The sequence below is a fragment of the Lentzea sp. JNUCC 0626 genome (assembly GCF_043632865.1).
In the GTDB taxonomy this organism is placed as follows: domain Bacteria; phylum Actinomycetota; class Actinomycetes; order Mycobacteriales; family Pseudonocardiaceae; genus Lentzea.
Genome location: NZ_CP171635.1, coordinates 6,517,325 through 6,531,939, shown reverse-complemented (window position 1 = coordinate 6,531,939; position 14,615 = coordinate 6,517,325). Strand labels below are relative to the sequence as shown.

Genomic DNA, 14,615 nt, shown 5'->3' with positions numbered 1-14,615 from the left:
CATAACGAGGTGGTCTGACAACCTCGACCGGACGTCCGTGCAACCGGCGGGAGACCGTGGGAATGGCAGTGAGCGACTGGGGCAGAGCGACCACGGCTGAGGAGCGCTGGGGGTCTTCTCAGCCGTGGTCAGCGGGGTTGGTTCCGGACTGGCAAGGCGCGGCCTGCTAGCTCACGCTGCCTGCCAGAGGGCGTCCGCCTCCGGCTGCTTCGGCTGGACCCGGTTCGGGTCGGGCAGGTACGTCTCGGTCGGCAGCGTCACGTAGGTGATCGCGTCCGGTTTCAACGCGGTGAGCTTGCCCGCGAGATCGGCCAATTGCGCGATCGATCCGATTTCGGAGTCCGTGACGATCGATTTCGTCATGATGTCGGCGAGCGCGAGCGTTTTCTGCGGGCTCCCGAGCCAGTTCTCGTTCGCGAGTTTCTCGCTGAGCGCCCGCATGAAGAGCTGCTGGTTCTTGATGCGGTTCAGGTCGCTGCCGTCCCCGATGCTGTAGCGGGTGCGCACGAATGCGAGCGCTTGCGTTCCGTCGAGTTTCGTAGGCCCGGCCGGCACGTGCAGACCGCTCTTCGCGTCGTCGATGGCCTCGGGCATGGTGACGTCGATGCCGCCGAGCCGGTCGATGACGTCGCGGAAGCCGTTGAAGTCGATCTGCACGAAGTGGTCGATCCGCATGCCGCTCATCTGCTCGACCGTCGCGACCGTGCAGGCGGCGCCGCCCGTGGAGAAGGCGCTGTTGAACATGGCGAGCGCGGCGGGCGGGTTGTTCCCGCACCGAGGCCTCGGCACCATCGTGTCGCGCGGGATGCTGATCACGCGGGCCGTGTCGCCCTTGGCGTTCAGCTGGACGACCATAGCGGTGTCGGACCGGCCGTCGTCCTTGCCGAGGAGCAGGATGTTGAGGGGGCGGCCCGGCGTCGACGGAGGCCTGGGGTGGGTGATCTCCTTCGCGAGATCGACGGTCTTGAGATTGCTCTCGAGCCGCCAGTAGGAGCCCCCGACCACGACGCCCGTCGCGATGACCACGGCGGCCCCCGAGACCACGAGCCATCGTTTCAAGTGGACGTTCATGCTTCCTACGGTCCCCGGCGTTTGTTCGGTTCCCGTAGGCGAATTGTCATGGTTGTGTCACAGCACGCCTCAGCTGGTCGAGGAAGGTGGCGTGGTCGGCGGTGGTGGCGTACTTGGCCTTCGTGCGTTCGGTGGCGATGTCACGGCCGAACGGGCTGTCCGGCGCGAGGAACCGTTGGTCGGCAACGATCTTGCCCCGCGTGTACCGCCCGGTGAGCTCGATCGCGAACCGGTCCTCGTGGTAGGTCGCGAGTTCCGGCTGCGCGAGGATCGCAGCCGCCAGGGGGTCGTGCGGTACGAACCCCTTCTTCCCCAGGAAACTGCCGTAGAAGTCCGCGTAGAAACCGAGGATCCGCCGCGGGTAGCAGTCCTGTGGGAGCGCTTCCAACCACTCCTGTGGCGCGTGACTCGCCATCGTCACGTCGAGCCCGACGATCGTGAGGTCCTCAAACCCGGCCGCGAGCACCAGGTCGGCCGCCTCGGGGTCGTGCCAGAAGTTGGCCTCGGCGTACGACGTGATGTTGCCGGGCACGTTCAACGCACCACCCATCACCACCACCTTGCCGAGCAGTTCCGGCAGCCGCGGCTCGATCTGCAACGCCAACGCGACGTTGGTGAGCGGCCCAATCGCAAGAAGATCGAGCTGTCCCGGGTTTCGGCGGGCCAGGTTCGCCAACTGCTCGGCAGCGCTCTCTTCCACGTGCGTGGTCCTGGGCTCTTCACCAGCATGCCCGCCGAGCCCGTCCTGCCCATGCACGTCCTCGGCGGTCATGAGCGGCTGAGCCAGCGGTTTCGCCGCCCCCATCGCCACCGGGGCGTCGATGCCCAGCCGCTCGACGAGCCTCAGCGCGTTGGCCGTGGCCACCTCGACCGGAACGTTCCCGTGCACCGTCCCGATGGCAACTATTTCGATGTCGGCTTGCGCACGCAGGTAGTACAAAGCGAGGGCATCATCGATGCCGGGGTCCGCGTCGACGATGATCCGCATGCGTTCGATCTTGGGGGATGCCATGACAGTCCGTCCAGCAGTGGTGACCGACGCCCCCGCCGTAGCGCTGGTGCACGTCCAAGCCTGGAAGGACGCGTACCGAGGCCTGGTCCCAGACGAGATCCTGGACAATCGCTCGCTCGAACGCTGCACGGCCATGTGGGAACGCGACATCCCAAACGGCGGCGTGTGGGTCGCAGCCCTGTCCAACGACAAGATCGTCGGCTTCGCCTCGGTGGGCCCGTCCCGCGAACCGGATGCCGAGCACGAGCTGTACGCGATCTACGTCCTGGCCTCGGCCTACGACACGGGCCTGGGCTTCGCACTGGCGTCAGCGGCCCTGGAGGGCAAGACCGACGTGGGCCTGTGGGTGTTCGAGGACAACCCGAGAGCCCGCCGCTTCTACGAGCGCTTCGGCTTCCTCCCCAACGGCCAGGTGAAGACCGAAACCATCGGCGGCGCCGACCTGAAGGAAATGCGCTACCGCCTGACGCTCGGCACTACTGGCGCCCCGAACACCGGCCTACCATCACACCAGTAGCCGAGCCGGGAGCCACCAAGATGTTCCGAGCAGCCTTCCGCCGCAACCTGGAATCCACCGAGATCTCCATAGCCGCCAAGGTGTTCGGCGAAGCCCTGGACCTAAGCGCGCTAACCCTCGCCGAAGGCGGCCTGCTGGGCAGCTTCGGCGTAGCCAGAACCCTCCCCAAACTGGTCACCTTCCCCAAGGGCGTCCTGACCACACCGCAGAACCAGGCACGGTACGAGCGCTGGCTGGTCCACGAACTGACCCACGCCTACCAGTACCAACACGGCCGCAGCATCCTGAGCCTGCTCCCCACCGCCATGGCGGGCTTCTTCAACAAGAACCTCTACAACTACGGCGGCCCCGAAGGCCTGCGCAACAAGACCTTCGCGGACTTCAACACCGAGCAGCAGGCCAACATCATCGCCGACTACTACTACCTCAGCACCTACGAGCCCCACCAAGACCTAGCGGCCTACGAGCCCTACGTAAGCCATGTCAGATCGGGCGGCTGAACTGCGCTCGTGGGGACGCGCCGGTACCGGTTCAGCCGACCTTGGTGATCTCGCCGTCGCGGATCTTCTGGTGGAACGACCGCAGCTCACGCTTGACGATCGGCACCATGACGTAGAGGCCGACGATGTTGAACAGGGCCAGCGTGAACAGCACCGCGTCCGCGAAGTCGATGACCGTGCCGAGCGAGAGCACACTGCCCACGACGATGAAGGTGCACCACAGCGCGCGGTAGACGTTGGTGCTCGCCTTGCCGCGGCCGAACAGGTAGGTCCACGCCTTCTCGCCGTAGTAGGCCCAGGTGATGATCGTGGAGATCGCGAACAGCACGACCGCGATCGTCAGGATGTACGGGAACCAGGGCAGCGCCGAACCGAAGGCGTCCGACGTCACGGTCACACCGCCGGGGCTGTCCCCGCCGGCGGCCACGGTCGCGCGGGCGTCGGTCCAGAACTGCGTCTTGGCGATGACGATCGTCAGCGCGGTCATCGTGCAGATGACGACCGTGTCGATGAAGGGCTCCAGCAGCGCGACGTACCCCTCGGTGATCGGGTGCTTCGTCTTGACCGCCGAGTGCGCGATCGGCGCCGAACCCAGCCCGGCCTCGTTGGAGAACGCGGCTCGCTGGAAACCGACGATCAGCGCGCCGATCGCGCCACCCGCAACACCCTCGGGCGCAAAGGCGCCGCTGATGATCTCGCCGACCGCGGCGGGCAGCGAACCGATGTTGAACAGGATGACCAGAAGGCACGCACTGATGTAGATGATGGCCATCGCGGGCACGAGCCGCCCCGTGACCCGACCGATCGACTTGATCCCACCGATGATCACAGCCCCGACCACGCCCGCCAGAACGACACCGAACACGACGGCTGCGCCGTCGCCACCAAAGAGTCCGGTCTCACCGCCAGTGACGTTCCGCAACTGCTCGAAGGTCTGGTTGGCCTGGAACATGTTCCCGCCCGCGATGGCGAAGAACAGGATCATGAGCGCCGCTCCGGCTGCGAGAACCTTGCCGATCGCCACCCCCGCCGTGCCCTTGACCCGTTCGGCGAGTCCCTTGCGCAGGTAGTGCATCGGCCCACCGGAAACCGACCCGTCCGCGTGCTGCTCGCGGTACTTCACACCCAGCGTGCACTCCACGAACTTGGTGCACATGCCGAGCAGGCCGCACACGATCATCCAGAACGTGGCGCCGGGCCCACCGATCGTGACCGCCACACCGACACCGGCGATGTTGCCCAGGCCCACGGTGCCCGACACCGCCGAGGCCAGAGCCTGGAAGTGGTTGATCTCCCCGGGCTCGTCGTCGCGCGTGTACTTGCCCCGCACGATGTCGATGGCCATCTTGAAGCCCCGGACCTGGATGAATCCGAAGTAGACCGTGAAGAACGCGGCAGCGAGCACGAGCCAGCCGACTATCCAGGGAAAGGCCACCCCGAACACGGTCACCTTCGCGAACACGAAGCCAGAGACCGCCTCGGAGACGGGGTCGAAGACCCCGTTGATGGCGTTCTCCACTCCAGAGAGCAGATCACTGTCCGAGGCCAGGCCCAAAGACGTGGGTGAGGTCACAAGCATGCGACGCAGGAGACTGCACGCGAGCCCTCAAATCAAGACATATAACGGAAAAGAGACGTATCGCTAAGGAAGACGCAAGGTTCAGGCAGTTGCCCAGCTCGGAGGAAGCCATGACGGGCACCTACGCCCGTTCAGGCCACAAGTCCAGTCACGGCGCAGGCTGGAGATCCATTTCAGTGGCCGCTGAAAACTGCAGCCGCTGACCTGTTTGTGCAGGTCAGCGGCTGCAAATTCACCCGGCGAAAGGTGGTGCCCCAGGCAGGATTCGAACCTGCGACACACGGTTTAGGAAACCGATGCTCTATCCCCTGAGCTACTAGGGCTGGCACGAGCAGTCTAGCGGGGTGCCGCTACCGAGTTGACCAGCGCCCCCGGCTAGCCGGCCGGCAGGCCCGCTCACGCACTGTGAGGAACCCCGAGGGAGGGCTGCGGCCGTTGGAGGGAAGTGAGGCAGGCCACCTTCTGCCGGGCACAAACGTCAGGTAGGGAGGGCGTGTGAGCAGACCGTGGCCCGACTTCCGTCCTGGACCCCTTGGCGCCCTCAGGGCCTGGTGGCGGCGGCGGGTGCCCAGGCGTGGGGACGAGATCACGTTCGTGCCGCCGGTGAGCAGCCATCAGCAGGAGTTCGAGACGCCGTTGGCCAGTGCGGTTTACGGGTTGGATTTCCAGCTCAAGTTGGTGGTGGTGTGGCGGTTGGACTTGGCTACCGGGCTGCGGCACAACTCGCCTAAGAACGCTGCTGTCCATCACGTTTTGCTGCGGGCCAAGGAGATCAGTTGCAAGGCGATGTTGGTGCACCATGCTGCCCTGCAGGTGCAGTTGGGGGACGAGCTCGCCACTGAGCGGCAGGTGCCTGGGACCCATGTCTGGGCTCGGGCCGAGCAGGTGAAGGTCGCGGTCCAGGAGGACGACCTGGAGATGGCCAGGAAGCACGTCGAGTTGTTGCGGAACTCGACGCTCAAGTTGGCTGAGCGGGATGTTGAGCGGGCTGAGATTCGGTATCTGAGGGACGAGGTGCTGACTGACGTCGGCACGGCGACCATTTGGTGGTTGCAGCGCAACGGGTACCGGGTTGAGGAAGCTGTGCGGCTCGCTGATCAGTTGGGTGAGCTGGTGAAGATCGCGCAACGGGAGCCCAGCGCGCATTGGGCCGAGTCGTTGGTCAGCAGTGTGGAGCGGGCGATGCCTGAGCTCGAGGATGCTCATCGGCGGGACTTGAAGGTGCACCTGGTGAAGGCCCTCAGCGTTTATGGGGGTGCGAGGGTGGCTGCCGAGTTCGCTGACCAGGTCGGGTTGCCTGCGGGCGAACGGCACGCGAACGGGCACGTCTAGGCTGGACCGGGTGTTGACCCAACTTCGCAGTGCCGCGGTTGTTGCCGGGTTGCGGGCGCTGGCCCGGCTCACGCCCTATGCCGAGGCGGAACTCATCGGGCTCCGCAAGGTCGTCAAGCCTGGAGACGTCTGCGTGGACGTCGGGGCCGCGTTGGGGCTCTACACGGTGACGTTGTCCAGACTGGTCGGTCCACAAGGGACTGTGCACAGCGTGGAGCCCCTGGTTTTCGCGCATCCTGCCCTTTCGTACGTGCTGCGGCCGCGGGAAGGGGCCAACATTCGCCGGCACTCGGTGGCTCTGGGGGCCGAGAAGCAGGGGCGTGAGGTCATGTCCGTGCCGGTGCGGCACGGGAGTCCGGTCACTGGGCGGTCGTTTCTCACGGTCGGTGCCAACGGGCTGGGGTCCAACGAGGAGTTCGACCAGCATCTGGACGTTCTGGTCAAGACGGACACGCTCGACCACTTCGTCGAGGAGCAGGGAATCACGAAGCTGGACTTCGTGAAGGCCGACGTCGAGGGGGCCGAGCTCCGAGTGTTGGAGGGGGCCGTCGAGACGATCGCGCGGCTCAAGCCGGCGTTCCTGCTGGAGATCGAGGAACGGCACGTGGAGCGCTTCGGGTACCACGCGAAGGACGTCGCGGACTTCCTCACCGGGCGGGGGTACCGGATGAGCACGTGGCACGGCAGCGAGTGGGTGCCGACGCACAACATCGGCGACGAGGTCAGGAACTACCTGTTCAGGGCCTGAAATAAGTAGAGGACGCCGACCCCTGGGGGTGGATCGGCGTCCTCATCTCGAAGGCCTACGAAACGTAGACCTCAAGCTCGTACAGGGAGTATCCGTACTGACCCGACCGTTGGGTACCGGTCATCCGGAGGTATCTCGCGTCCTGTGGTGAGAACGCTACGACATCCTCGCCGCCATCGCCAGCACTTGTGGAGAAAACGTTCCGCCAGTTCGTGCCGTCATTGGAAATCTCGATGCGGTAGCCCTTGCCGAACGCCGACTCCCAGCGCAACACGGCGCGACCGATCCGTTGCACAGAGCCAAGGTCGACCTGGATCCATTGGTTGTCGTTCCAGTCGCTCGCCCAGCGAGAGGTCGGATTCCCGTCGACCGCGTTCGACGGCGGCAGGTTGTTCCAGCCCGATTCGTGGGACGACGCGGTGGCCGCCTTACCTGCAGCCAGGTTGGTGATGTTCTGGCCGCGGCGGGACGGGAACTGCACGACCTGCTGGTACGTCGGGCGGTTCTGCCAGTGGATCTTGTCCTGGGTGATGCCGCCCATGGCGCGGTGGATGATCGTGTCGGCACACCACTGGTCGCCTGCGGCGCAGTCGGCGTCGCCCGGATAGACGGTCCCGACGGGCTTGGCCACGGCCGCGGACAACGACGTCACCAGGGCCGTGCGGCAGCCGGACAACGTGCCGCCACCGCAGTAGGACTGCGGGAACGCGCCCTGCACCGGGTCGCCCAGGACCTTGCGCAGGTCCTTGTCCACGTAGCCCCACCAGCCGTACTGGAACGAGGAACCCTTGTGCGGCGCGGCACCGTGCGTGTCGGACGGTGACTCGTCGATCTGCTGGGCCGCCACGACGGCGTTGTACAACCCATCACCCAGCGATGGTTTGAACTGCGCCTCGACCAGCAACGGCCACCAGGCATCGAGAATCCGGATGGCTTCGGCGTGCCCGTAGGTCTTGCTGCCCTTCGCGGTCTCCTTGCGCAACGAGCCGGAGGCCTGCCACGCCTTCAACGCCGCCACGGCCGGGGCAAGGGAAGGATCGACGGGAGCGGACTCCACGACCCTGAGCAACTCGGGCAGCACTTGCTCGGCCCGCAGGTCCGCCACGGCCGCCTCGGCCATCACGCGGGTCAGCGCGGCACGAGTCACCTTCTGGCCAGAAGAAAGCAGCGCACGAACCCGGCGGTCCAGCAGGTCACCGCGGTGCACGGCGCTGTGGCCGAACCCGCCGAACGTGAAGTCCTTGGCCTGCTTGTTGTTCCACGAGATGTAGTAGTCCTGGTTGATCGAGTTCGGGTGCCCTGCGAACGGCAGCACGGCGCTCACGTTCGTATCGCCGTTCCAGTCCACCCACTCGTACTCGGCCCGGCCCCAGACCGGCAGGTTCGGATCCACAGTGGACCGGCGCATCGGGTTCAGGCCCGAGTTGAAGTACGCCGTGTCACGGGAGTCCACGTAGAACCAGTTGAACGCGTACCCGATCTTGTGCGCCGCCCGCTGGAAGTCCGCGGCCGAACGGATCGCCCCAGGATCGTTGAGCTCCTGGAACCCGATGATCGAGTCGACCTCGTGCATGTAGGTCGACCGCAACGTCGTGTACGCCACGACCTTGCCGCCCACGGTCGCCCGCGACGTCACCAGCCCGTACTTGGTCCGGTACATCACCAGCGTGTACGAGCCGGCGGGAGTCCCGTCGGCAACGGTCGGCTTCCAGGCGTTCTTGCGCTCCAACCGCTCCATCGGCAGACAAGCACCGTGGAACACGTACGACGTGGAAGCGGCAGAAGCAGGAGAACCATCCGCGTTGCACAGTTCGACGGCGTAGGTGTCGATGATGTCCTGCGCGGACGAAGTCGCGCTCCACGAGTAGTCGACACCACGGCCGAGCTGCACGTACATCGAAACGCCGGCGAACGACACCCCGCGCGAACGGATCCCCGGGCCGTTGAGCTCCTGCAGCATCAGCAACTGCGGCGCGAAGTACCCGGTCTGCGGCCCCCACACGGCGACCGGGTTGCCCGAATCCGTGTGAGCACCCGACACGGCCAGGGCGTTCGACATGCCGTGCTTCTTGTTCAACAGGTCGGGCGGCAGCACGCCGTCCTCGAAGATCCCACGGGCCTTCGCCACCTCGGCAGAGGCCGGAACGGCAACGGGAGCACCCGTCCCGCCCACCTCGTCGTAGACCATCCGCTCCGGCGTGACCGAACCGCCATCGGGAAGCGCCACCCCGGCAGGCGAAGCGGGGGAGGCCGAGTACGGGAAGGACTGTCCGTCGTGGAGGGTCAGCACGGCCTCGGGGTCGTTCTGCGCCCGGAACGCCTGCCACACCTGCTCACCGACCGCGGCGCCGTACCGGTTCTGCGCGGCCAGCTTCACCAGCGCCGACTGCACCTCACCGCCACCGCCCGCGCCGAACAGACCGCCGACCACCGCGGCGATCGCCACCATGTCGGTCGACTTGAACGGCTGGATGTCGTTCCAGTTCGTGATCGCGTCGGCGTGCCCGGTCAGCACGTACTCGCCGGGGAAGTTCCGCGCCGACACCGACTGGGTCAGATAGGCGTTGATACCGGCGATGTAGTCGTTGACGTCGGCCAACGCCTGCCGCCCGCGCTCACCGCCGTTCGCTGCCGCCGAGTCGATCTGCTTCTGCAGGTCCTCCTCGGTGTACGGGATCTGGTTGTAGAAGCTCTGCTCCAGCACCCGGTTGGACGGCGCGCCGCCCGCGAACCCGGTGAGCTGGCCGCGGCCGAGGTGGCGGAACAGGTCCATCAGCCACAGCCGGTCCTGGCCGGCCGCGTACCCGGCGCCGAACATCGTCCCGGACCGCGTGGTGCCGGTGATGTGCGGCATGCCGATCTTCTTGTCCCGCACGATCGTCACGTCCGACCGCGGCCGAACGGTGCTCTCCACCTGGTCCGACGGCACCCCGAACGACGCGTCGTTGAAGAAGTCCGTCAGCTGGGAGTTGGTCAGGCCGGAGTATCCGGACACCAGGGCGTCGTACTTGCCGAGCTGGTCGGCCGAGTGCGCGGGCCTGGTGCCGAACGCCTTGTGCGTGAGGATCTCGGCCAGCGTCGCGTTGCCGTTGTTGCCGGGCGGCACGATTTCGCCGCACTGCCCGAGGCAGTAGTCGTCGGCGGCGAACGCGGCCGCCCGCGGCGGTTCGTCGGCTTGAGCGGCGGTGGGGACGATCAGAAGGGAGGCGGTGACGGCGGCAGTCGCCAGCAGGGACGTCACCGGATTGGCTCTCCGCATCGCGCGAAGCTCCTCTCCGTGCAGGGCAGGGCTGTTGTGACGCACGTTACTTTCCGGTAGAGCTATTGCGAAAGACCTTCGCGTTTTCCGGAACCGAGCCGAGGCCTCTGTATCGATGCGGAAACCCATCGAAAAGCCATATGGGCAGAAACGAGGCCAAACGAGACATCTGAATCGGATTACCGAGGGTGGACTCGTGTTTCTGGTACGCCATTCCACTCAGTGGGATTTCCAGTTTTGGTCACGCACAGTTCCGAAGATGCCTCTAAAGCCCTGGTGGCTTGCCTACGCAGCGAAGTCAGCGGCCAATTCCGGTAACTGTGAACGTTGCCGGTGATCTCGAAAATCCGTTACCACATGATGAGATAACTGAGAATTAACGTGACCTTCGGCGTGCGTACGCGAAGATCACGAACATGAGGGAGCACGGAACGCCAATGCGGGAGGCGTCGTGATCAAGGTTCTGCTGGCCGACGACGAGGATCTCGTCCGTTCCGGCCTTCGCATGATCCTGAGCAGCGTCGGAGACATCGAAGTTGTTGCTGAGGCCGATGACGGACACCTGGTAGCCGACCTGGCGCGCCAGCACCGTCCGCACGTGGTTCTGCTCGACATCCGGATGCGCACCTCGGACGGACTCGTGGCTTTGCGGAGGCTGCGGACCCTGCCGGACCCACCGAGGGTCTGCATCCTGACCACGTTCGACGTCGACGAATACGTTTCGGAAGCACTGCGTCTCGGCGCGGCCGGCTTCCTTCTCAAAGACACCGAACCGGAACAGCTCGTCAAAGCCGTGCGTGATCTCGCGCGCGGGGGAGCAGTTCTCGACCCCGGCGTCGCGGCGAGAGTTCTCGCGGCGGTGGCCGACGGCGAACGAATGGCGGAGCCGGCGCGACGGCTTCTCCAGAGCCTGTCCGAACGCGAGCGCGAGGTGCTCGTGCTGATCGGTCAGGGCATGTCCAACGCGGAGATCGGCGGCACCCTGCACCTGTCGGAGGCGACGGTGAAGGGCTACGTCTCGTCTGTGCTCGGCAAGATCGGCGCGGTCAACCGCGTGCAGGCCGCGCTGGTGGCCTACCGCGGCGGCCTGATCGCCTGACGGGCCGCTACGGCACGACCTCGTCCACCGAGGGCTCGACCTCGACCCTGTTGCGGCCGTGGCGCTTGGCGCGGTAGAGCGCCATGTCCGCGGCCGCGAACAGCTGGTCCAGTTTGGCCGGTCCCGCCGCCACGCCGATGCTCACGGTCGGGCGGCGGACCGCGCCCAGCACCATCGTCCAGTCGTGCCCGTCGACGGCCGCGCGGATCCGCTCCGCCACGTTCGGGCCGACGTCCATGTTCGGCCCGGTGTCGCCCAGCAGCACCACGAACTCGTCACCGGCCCAGCGCGCCACCAGATCGTCCGCGCGGCACTCACGCCGCAGCAGCGTCGCGATCTCGCGCAACGCCGCGTCGCCCGTCGCGTGCCCGGCGTCGTCGTTGACGTTCTTGAACCAGTCCACGTCGACCAGCACCAGCCACGGCACCCGCCCGCGTGCCGCCGTCGACTCCAGCAGCGCGGCGGCCGCGCGTTCCAGCCCGAGCCGGTTCGCCAGGCCCGTCAACGGATCGCGCGCCGCGGCCTCCTGCGCCGCCACCGCGAGCCGTTGCGCCTGAACGGCCACGCGCCGCTGTTCCAGCGCCTGGCCGAGGCCCTCCTGCAACGTCTCCCTGGCCGTGCGGGAGGCCTGCATGGACCGTCGCAACGCCTCGGCTTCGCCCTGCGCGTCCTCGAGCCCGTGGCAGATGTCCGCGAGCTCCGTGGAGAACCGCAGCAGCAGTGACGTGTCGTTGATGCGTTCGGCGTGGGACACCGCACGCGACGCGAGTGTGCGCGCCTCGTCGAGGTCGCCCTGTTCGCGGCGCACGACGGAGAGGACCCAGTTGCCGACGGAGATGCCCCACAGGTCGGTGGCGTCCAACGACAGCCGCAGGGTCTCCTCGCCCATCTCCTCGGCCTTGTCGAGCTGGCCGACACCGGCGAGCGACCGCCCGCACGCTCCGAGCAGGGCACGCCGGTGACCCTCGTCCTTGACGATGCCGAGGCCTTCGTCCAGGTAGGCCAGTGCTTCCTCGAAGATCGCGGGCGCCGCGGCGGAAGGCCCGGAGCAGGCGCGGAAGTTGAGGGAGCCGCCGAGGCGTTGCAGGCACTGGGCCAGCACGTCGGTGTTGCCCGCCCGCCGTGCCACTTGGACGGACAGCCGCAGCATGTCCAGGGCGGCACGCCGGTTGCCGATTCCCTCCATCAGATAACCGAGCGAGCCCATCGTGTGGGCCACGGCCGGGCTGTCGGAACGTTCGGCGTCGAGGTCGGTCCAGCCCTCGGCCGCCAGTTCCAGCGCGAGGGGGATGCGGCCGAGTCGCCAGGCCATCACGGCCCTGTTGACCAGCACGGCGGACCGGACCCACCGGTCAGCGCCGGGGGACACCTTGGTGACCACCTCGTCGAAGAGGCTGTTCGCCTCAGGCACGCGGCCAGCGTTGTACAACGCGCGGACTTCGAGGTCCAATCGCGGAATCTGGCCCGCTACCAGCGGTTCGCGCTGCTCCACCTCGGTCATCGACTCCGTTCCGACTCGCCGAGCGGCCCGCACAGGCTACCGGGTGTGCCGCGCCCCGTACCGATCGTGGTGCAGGACGTCGTCGAGGGGTAGCCGGTTGCGCCAACCGTGACGTTCCAAATCGGGCGTATCAGGCAGCGAACGAACCGGTCCCACGCACAACCACGCCACCGGACGGACCCTGGCGGGGATGTCCAGCAGGCGGCGCAGCACATCTTCTCGGTAGAAGCTCACCCAGCCGACACCGAGGCCCTCTTCGGTGGCGGCGAGCCACAGATTCTGGATGGCCAGACACACCGAGTACAAGCCCGCGTCCGCAATTGCATGCCTGCCGAGCACCGCCGGCGAGCCCCGGTCGGGGTCGTAGGTGACCACGATGCCGAGCGACGACTCCATGACGCCCTCGACCTTGATCCGCGCGAACGTCTCCGCGCGCTCCTCGTCGAGCTGCGCCGCGAAGACGCTGCGTTCGGCCTGAACGTGGTCGCGGAAGGAACGCCGGATCGACTCGTCCCGCACGAGCACGAAGTCCCACGGCTGGGACAACCCGACGCTCGGGGCGGCGTGCGCGGCCGTCAGAACGCGGCGGAGGACGTCGGCGGGGATTTCTTCACCGGAGAACTCGGCGCGGGTGTCCCTGCGGCGGTGGACCACGTCGTACAGGTTCATTCGACCGATCGTGCCTCACTCGAAAGCACCAACTTCACGCCTGGGAGGTGGCGCTGATCTCACCTGACGCGATACACCGATCGGATGCGAAGAATGAGGGGTGGTTACGGCTCGGCGCTCGGATTCGGCGCGGGAGTCGGCGTGACCACGTTCACCGGCGCCTGGCCGCTGCTCGCCCTGATCCTGCTCGCCGCCGTCGTGGTGGTCGTCTCGCTGAAGACCACGATCGTCGGTGCGGGCTTGGCCGCGCTGCAGTGCTGGGGCCTTTACGCGACCTTCTTGGTGGGTGTTCGTGGCGATCTGACGGTCGACGAACACACGACCTGGGTGCTCGCGTTGCTGGTGCAACTCGCCGCGCTGGCCCTGCTGGCCAGCGCGGCGGTGCGGGTCATCGCGTTTGTGACGGGTACGGCAACAAGGCCATCTCCCGTGCGTTCTTGATGGCGGTGGCGACCTGGCGCTGCTGTTGCGGCGTCAGGCCGGTCACGCGCCGGGACCGGATCTTGCCCCGGTCCGAGAGGAACTTGCGCAGCAGCGTGACGTCCTTCCAGTCGACGACGGTCACGCCCTCCTTCGCGAGCAGGTTCACCCTGCGCTTGAGCGGCTTCCGTTCGCGCATCACCAGCTCGCCTTCGACACGCCGGGCAGCTCACCGCGGTGGGCCATTTCCCTGAGCCGGACGCGGGAAAGGCCGAACTTCCGGTTGTAGGCACGCGGCCGTCCATCGACGACATCGCGGTTGCGCAACCTCGTCGGGGACGCGTCGCGCGGCAGTTTCTGCAGGCCCCGCAACGCTTCCTCGCGCGTCTCGGGGTGCCGCAGCTTCTCCTTGAGCTCGGCCCGCCGTTCCGCGTACCGGGCCACGACCTCGCGGCGTCGTCGGTCCGCGGCGATCTTCGACTTCTTCGCCACGTCAGCGCTCCTCTTTGAACTCGACGTGCTTGCGCGCGACCGGGTCGTACTTGCGCAGCACCAGGCGATCCGGGTCGTTGCGGCGGTTCTTGCGGGTCACGTACGTGTACCCGGTGCCGGCGGTGGACCTCATCTTGATGATCGGCCGGACGTCCGTGCTCTTCGCCATCAGACCTTCTCCCCCTGCTGCCTCAGCTTCGCCACGGCGGCTTCGATGCCGATCTTGTCCACGGTCTTGATGCCCTTCGCGGACAGCGTGAGCGTCACGAACCTGTTCAGCGACGGCACGAAGTACCGCTTGCGCTGGACGTTCGGGTCCCACCGGCGGCGCGTCTTGCGTTGTGAGTGCGAGACGCGGTTGCCGAAGCCCGGCTCCCGGCCGGTCAGCTGGCAGCGCACGAGTACCTCCAGATTGA

16 protein-coding genes and 1 tRNA gene are annotated in these 14,615 nt (G+C 66.7%); 6 read left to right on the top strand and 11 right to left on the bottom strand.

The genetic code is table 11. From position 1 onward, the window contains the following. Nucleotides 1-171: 171 nt before the first annotated feature. Complete coding sequence (locus tag JNUCC0626_RS29695) at nt 172-1,071, bottom strand: LCP family protein (protein WP_394614036.1); 900 nt, start codon at nt 1,069-1,071, stop codon at nt 172-174. Between the two features lie 46 nt (nt 1,072-1,117). Next, nucleotides 1,118-2,059 carry a nucleoside hydrolase gene (locus JNUCC0626_RS29690; RefSeq protein WP_394614035.1) on the bottom strand — a complete coding sequence of 314 codons (942 nt, stop codon included), beginning with the start codon at nt 2,057-2,059 and terminating at the stop codon, nt 1,118-1,120. On the opposite strand from JNUCC0626_RS29690, the gene JNUCC0626_RS29685 reads away from it, so the two are divergent. After that, complete coding sequence (locus tag JNUCC0626_RS29685) at nt 2,058-2,600, top strand: GNAT family N-acetyltransferase (protein ID WP_394614034.1); 543 nt, start codon at nt 2,058-2,060, stop codon at nt 2,598-2,600. The genes JNUCC0626_RS29690 and JNUCC0626_RS29685 overlap by 2 nt on opposite strands. A 20-nt stretch (nt 2,601-2,620) precedes the next feature. Next, entirely contained in the window at nt 2,621-3,100 is a 480-nt protein-coding gene (locus JNUCC0626_RS29680) for a hypothetical protein (RefSeq protein ID WP_394614033.1), read from the top strand. A gap of 31 nt (nt 3,101-3,131) precedes the next feature. Here the strand turns inward: JNUCC0626_RS29680 and JNUCC0626_RS29675 are convergent, their stop codons facing one another. Both JNUCC0626_RS29675 and JNUCC0626_RS29670 read right to left on the bottom strand, forming a co-directional pair. Beyond that, nucleotides 3,132-4,679, bottom strand: coding sequence for an alanine/glycine:cation symporter family protein (locus JNUCC0626_RS29675; RefSeq protein ID WP_394614032.1), 1,548 nt, complete (start codon nt 4,677-4,679; stop codon nt 3,132-3,134). A gap of 247 nt (nt 4,680-4,926) precedes the next feature. Next, nucleotides 4,927-5,002: transfer RNA gene (locus tag JNUCC0626_RS29670), tRNA-Arg, on the bottom strand. Nucleotides 5,003-5,243: 241 nt separating this feature from the next. On the opposite strand from JNUCC0626_RS29670, the gene JNUCC0626_RS29665 reads away from it, so the two are divergent. Then, entirely contained in the window at nt 5,244-6,011 is a 768-nt protein-coding gene (locus tag JNUCC0626_RS29665; protein ID WP_394614031.1) for a hypothetical protein, read from the top strand. 10 nt (nt 6,012-6,021) lie between these two features. Beyond that, a complete protein-coding gene (locus JNUCC0626_RS29660) occupies nt 6,022-6,759 on the top strand; it encodes an FkbM family methyltransferase (protein ID WP_394614030.1) in 738 nt (245 codons plus the stop codon). Nucleotides 6,760-6,814: 55 nt separating this feature from the next. Here the strand turns inward: JNUCC0626_RS29660 and JNUCC0626_RS29655 are convergent, their stop codons facing one another. Then, nucleotides 6,815-10,018 (bottom strand): penicillin acylase family protein, encoded by a 3,204-nt coding sequence (locus tag JNUCC0626_RS29655; RefSeq protein ID WP_394614029.1) that lies wholly within the window; start codon nt 10,016-10,018, stop codon nt 6,815-6,817. A gap of 451 nt (nt 10,019-10,469) precedes the next feature. Here JNUCC0626_RS29655 and JNUCC0626_RS29650 point away from each other — a divergent pair, with 451 nt between their 5' ends. Continuing rightward, nucleotides 10,470-11,117: a response regulator gene (locus JNUCC0626_RS29650; RefSeq protein ID WP_030481367.1), complete on the top strand. Its 648-nt coding sequence runs from the start codon at nt 10,470-10,472 to the stop codon at nt 11,115-11,117. Nucleotides 11,118-11,124: 7 nt separating this feature from the next. Here the strand turns inward: JNUCC0626_RS29650 and JNUCC0626_RS29645 are convergent, their stop codons facing one another. Both JNUCC0626_RS29645 and bluB read right to left on the bottom strand, forming a co-directional pair. After that, nucleotides 11,125-12,618 (bottom strand): GGDEF domain-containing protein, encoded by a 1,494-nt coding sequence (locus tag JNUCC0626_RS29645; RefSeq protein ID WP_394614028.1) that lies wholly within the window; start codon nt 12,616-12,618, stop codon nt 11,125-11,127. A 36-nt stretch (nt 12,619-12,654) separates the two neighbouring features. Then, nucleotides 12,655-13,287, bottom strand: coding sequence for a 5,6-dimethylbenzimidazole synthase (gene bluB / locus JNUCC0626_RS29640; protein ID WP_394614027.1), 633 nt, complete (start codon nt 13,285-13,287; stop codon nt 12,655-12,657). An 84-nt stretch (nt 13,288-13,371) separates the two neighbouring features. Between bluB and JNUCC0626_RS29635 the strand changes: the two genes are divergently transcribed. Beyond that, a complete protein-coding gene (locus JNUCC0626_RS29635; RefSeq protein ID WP_394614026.1) occupies nt 13,372-13,728 on the top strand; it encodes a hypothetical protein in 357 nt (118 codons plus the stop codon). Here the strand turns inward: JNUCC0626_RS29635 and rpsR are convergent. Genes rpsR through rpmB form a run of 4 tightly spaced genes read right to left on the bottom strand, consistent with a single transcriptional unit; the run spans nt 13,676 to nt 14,598 of the window. Further along, the gene (gene rpsR, locus JNUCC0626_RS29630) at nt 13,676-13,906 is read right to left on the bottom strand and encodes a 30S ribosomal protein S18 (RefSeq protein WP_394614025.1); all 231 of its coding nucleotides are present in this window, start codon (nt 13,904-13,906) and stop codon (nt 13,676-13,678) included. The genes JNUCC0626_RS29635 and rpsR overlap by 53 nt on opposite strands. Next, entirely contained in the window at nt 13,906-14,199 is a 294-nt protein-coding gene (rpsN, locus tag JNUCC0626_RS29625; RefSeq protein ID WP_394614024.1) for a 30S ribosomal protein S14, read from the bottom strand. Before rpsN ends, rpsR begins: the two co-directional genes overlap by 1 nt. Nucleotide 14,200: 1 nt before the next feature. Next, the gene (gene rpmG / locus JNUCC0626_RS29620) at nt 14,201-14,368 is read right to left on the bottom strand and encodes a 50S ribosomal protein L33 (RefSeq protein ID WP_090097319.1); all 168 of its coding nucleotides are present in this window, start codon (nt 14,366-14,368) and stop codon (nt 14,201-14,203) included. Further along, nucleotides 14,368-14,598, bottom strand: a complete 231-nt coding sequence (rpmB, locus tag JNUCC0626_RS29615; protein ID WP_394614023.1) for a 50S ribosomal protein L28 — start codon at nt 14,596-14,598, stop codon at nt 14,368-14,370. Before rpmB ends, rpmG begins: the two co-directional genes overlap by 1 nt. Nucleotides 14,599-14,615 lie beyond the last annotated feature (17 nt).

Bases quoted from the DNA above. Each gene is read 5' to 3' on its own strand.
- rpmG (WP_090097319.1), bottom strand. From the start codon at position 14,368: ATGGCGAAGAGCACGGACGTCCGGCCGATCATCAAGATGAGGTCCACC.
- JNUCC0626_RS29645 (WP_394614028.1), bottom strand. From the start codon at position 12,618: ATGACCGAGGTGGAGCAGCGCGAACCGCTGGTAGCGGGCCAGATTCCG.
- JNUCC0626_RS29680 (WP_394614033.1), top strand. From the start codon at position 2,621: ATGTTCCGAGCAGCCTTCCGCCGCAACCTGGAATCCACCGAGATCTCC.
- JNUCC0626_RS29695 (WP_394614036.1), bottom strand. From the start codon at position 1,071: ATGAACGTCCACTTGAAACGATGGCTCGTGGTCTCGGGGGCCGCCGTG.
- JNUCC0626_RS29685 (WP_394614034.1), top strand. From the start codon at position 2,058: ATGCGTTCGATCTTGGGGGATGCCATGACAGTCCGTCCAGCAGTGGTG.
- JNUCC0626_RS29655 (WP_394614029.1), bottom strand. From the start codon at position 10,018: ATGCGGAGAGCCAATCCGGTGACGTCCCTGCTGGCGACTGCCGCCGTC.
- JNUCC0626_RS29635 (WP_394614026.1), top strand. From the start codon at position 13,372: ATGCGAAGAATGAGGGGTGGTTACGGCTCGGCGCTCGGATTCGGCGCG.
- rpsR (WP_394614025.1), bottom strand. From the start codon at position 13,906: ATGCGCGAACGGAAGCCGCTCAAGCGCAGGGTGAACCTGCTCGCGAAG.
- JNUCC0626_RS29690 (WP_394614035.1), bottom strand. From the start codon at position 2,059: ATGCGGATCATCGTCGACGCGGACCCCGGCATCGATGATGCCCTCGCT.
- JNUCC0626_RS29675 (WP_394614032.1), bottom strand. From the start codon at position 4,679: ATGCTTGTGACCTCACCCACGTCTTTGGGCCTGGCCTCGGACAGTGAT.
- bluB (WP_394614027.1), bottom strand. From the start codon at position 13,287: ATGAACCTGTACGACGTGGTCCACCGCCGCAGGGACACCCGCGCCGAG.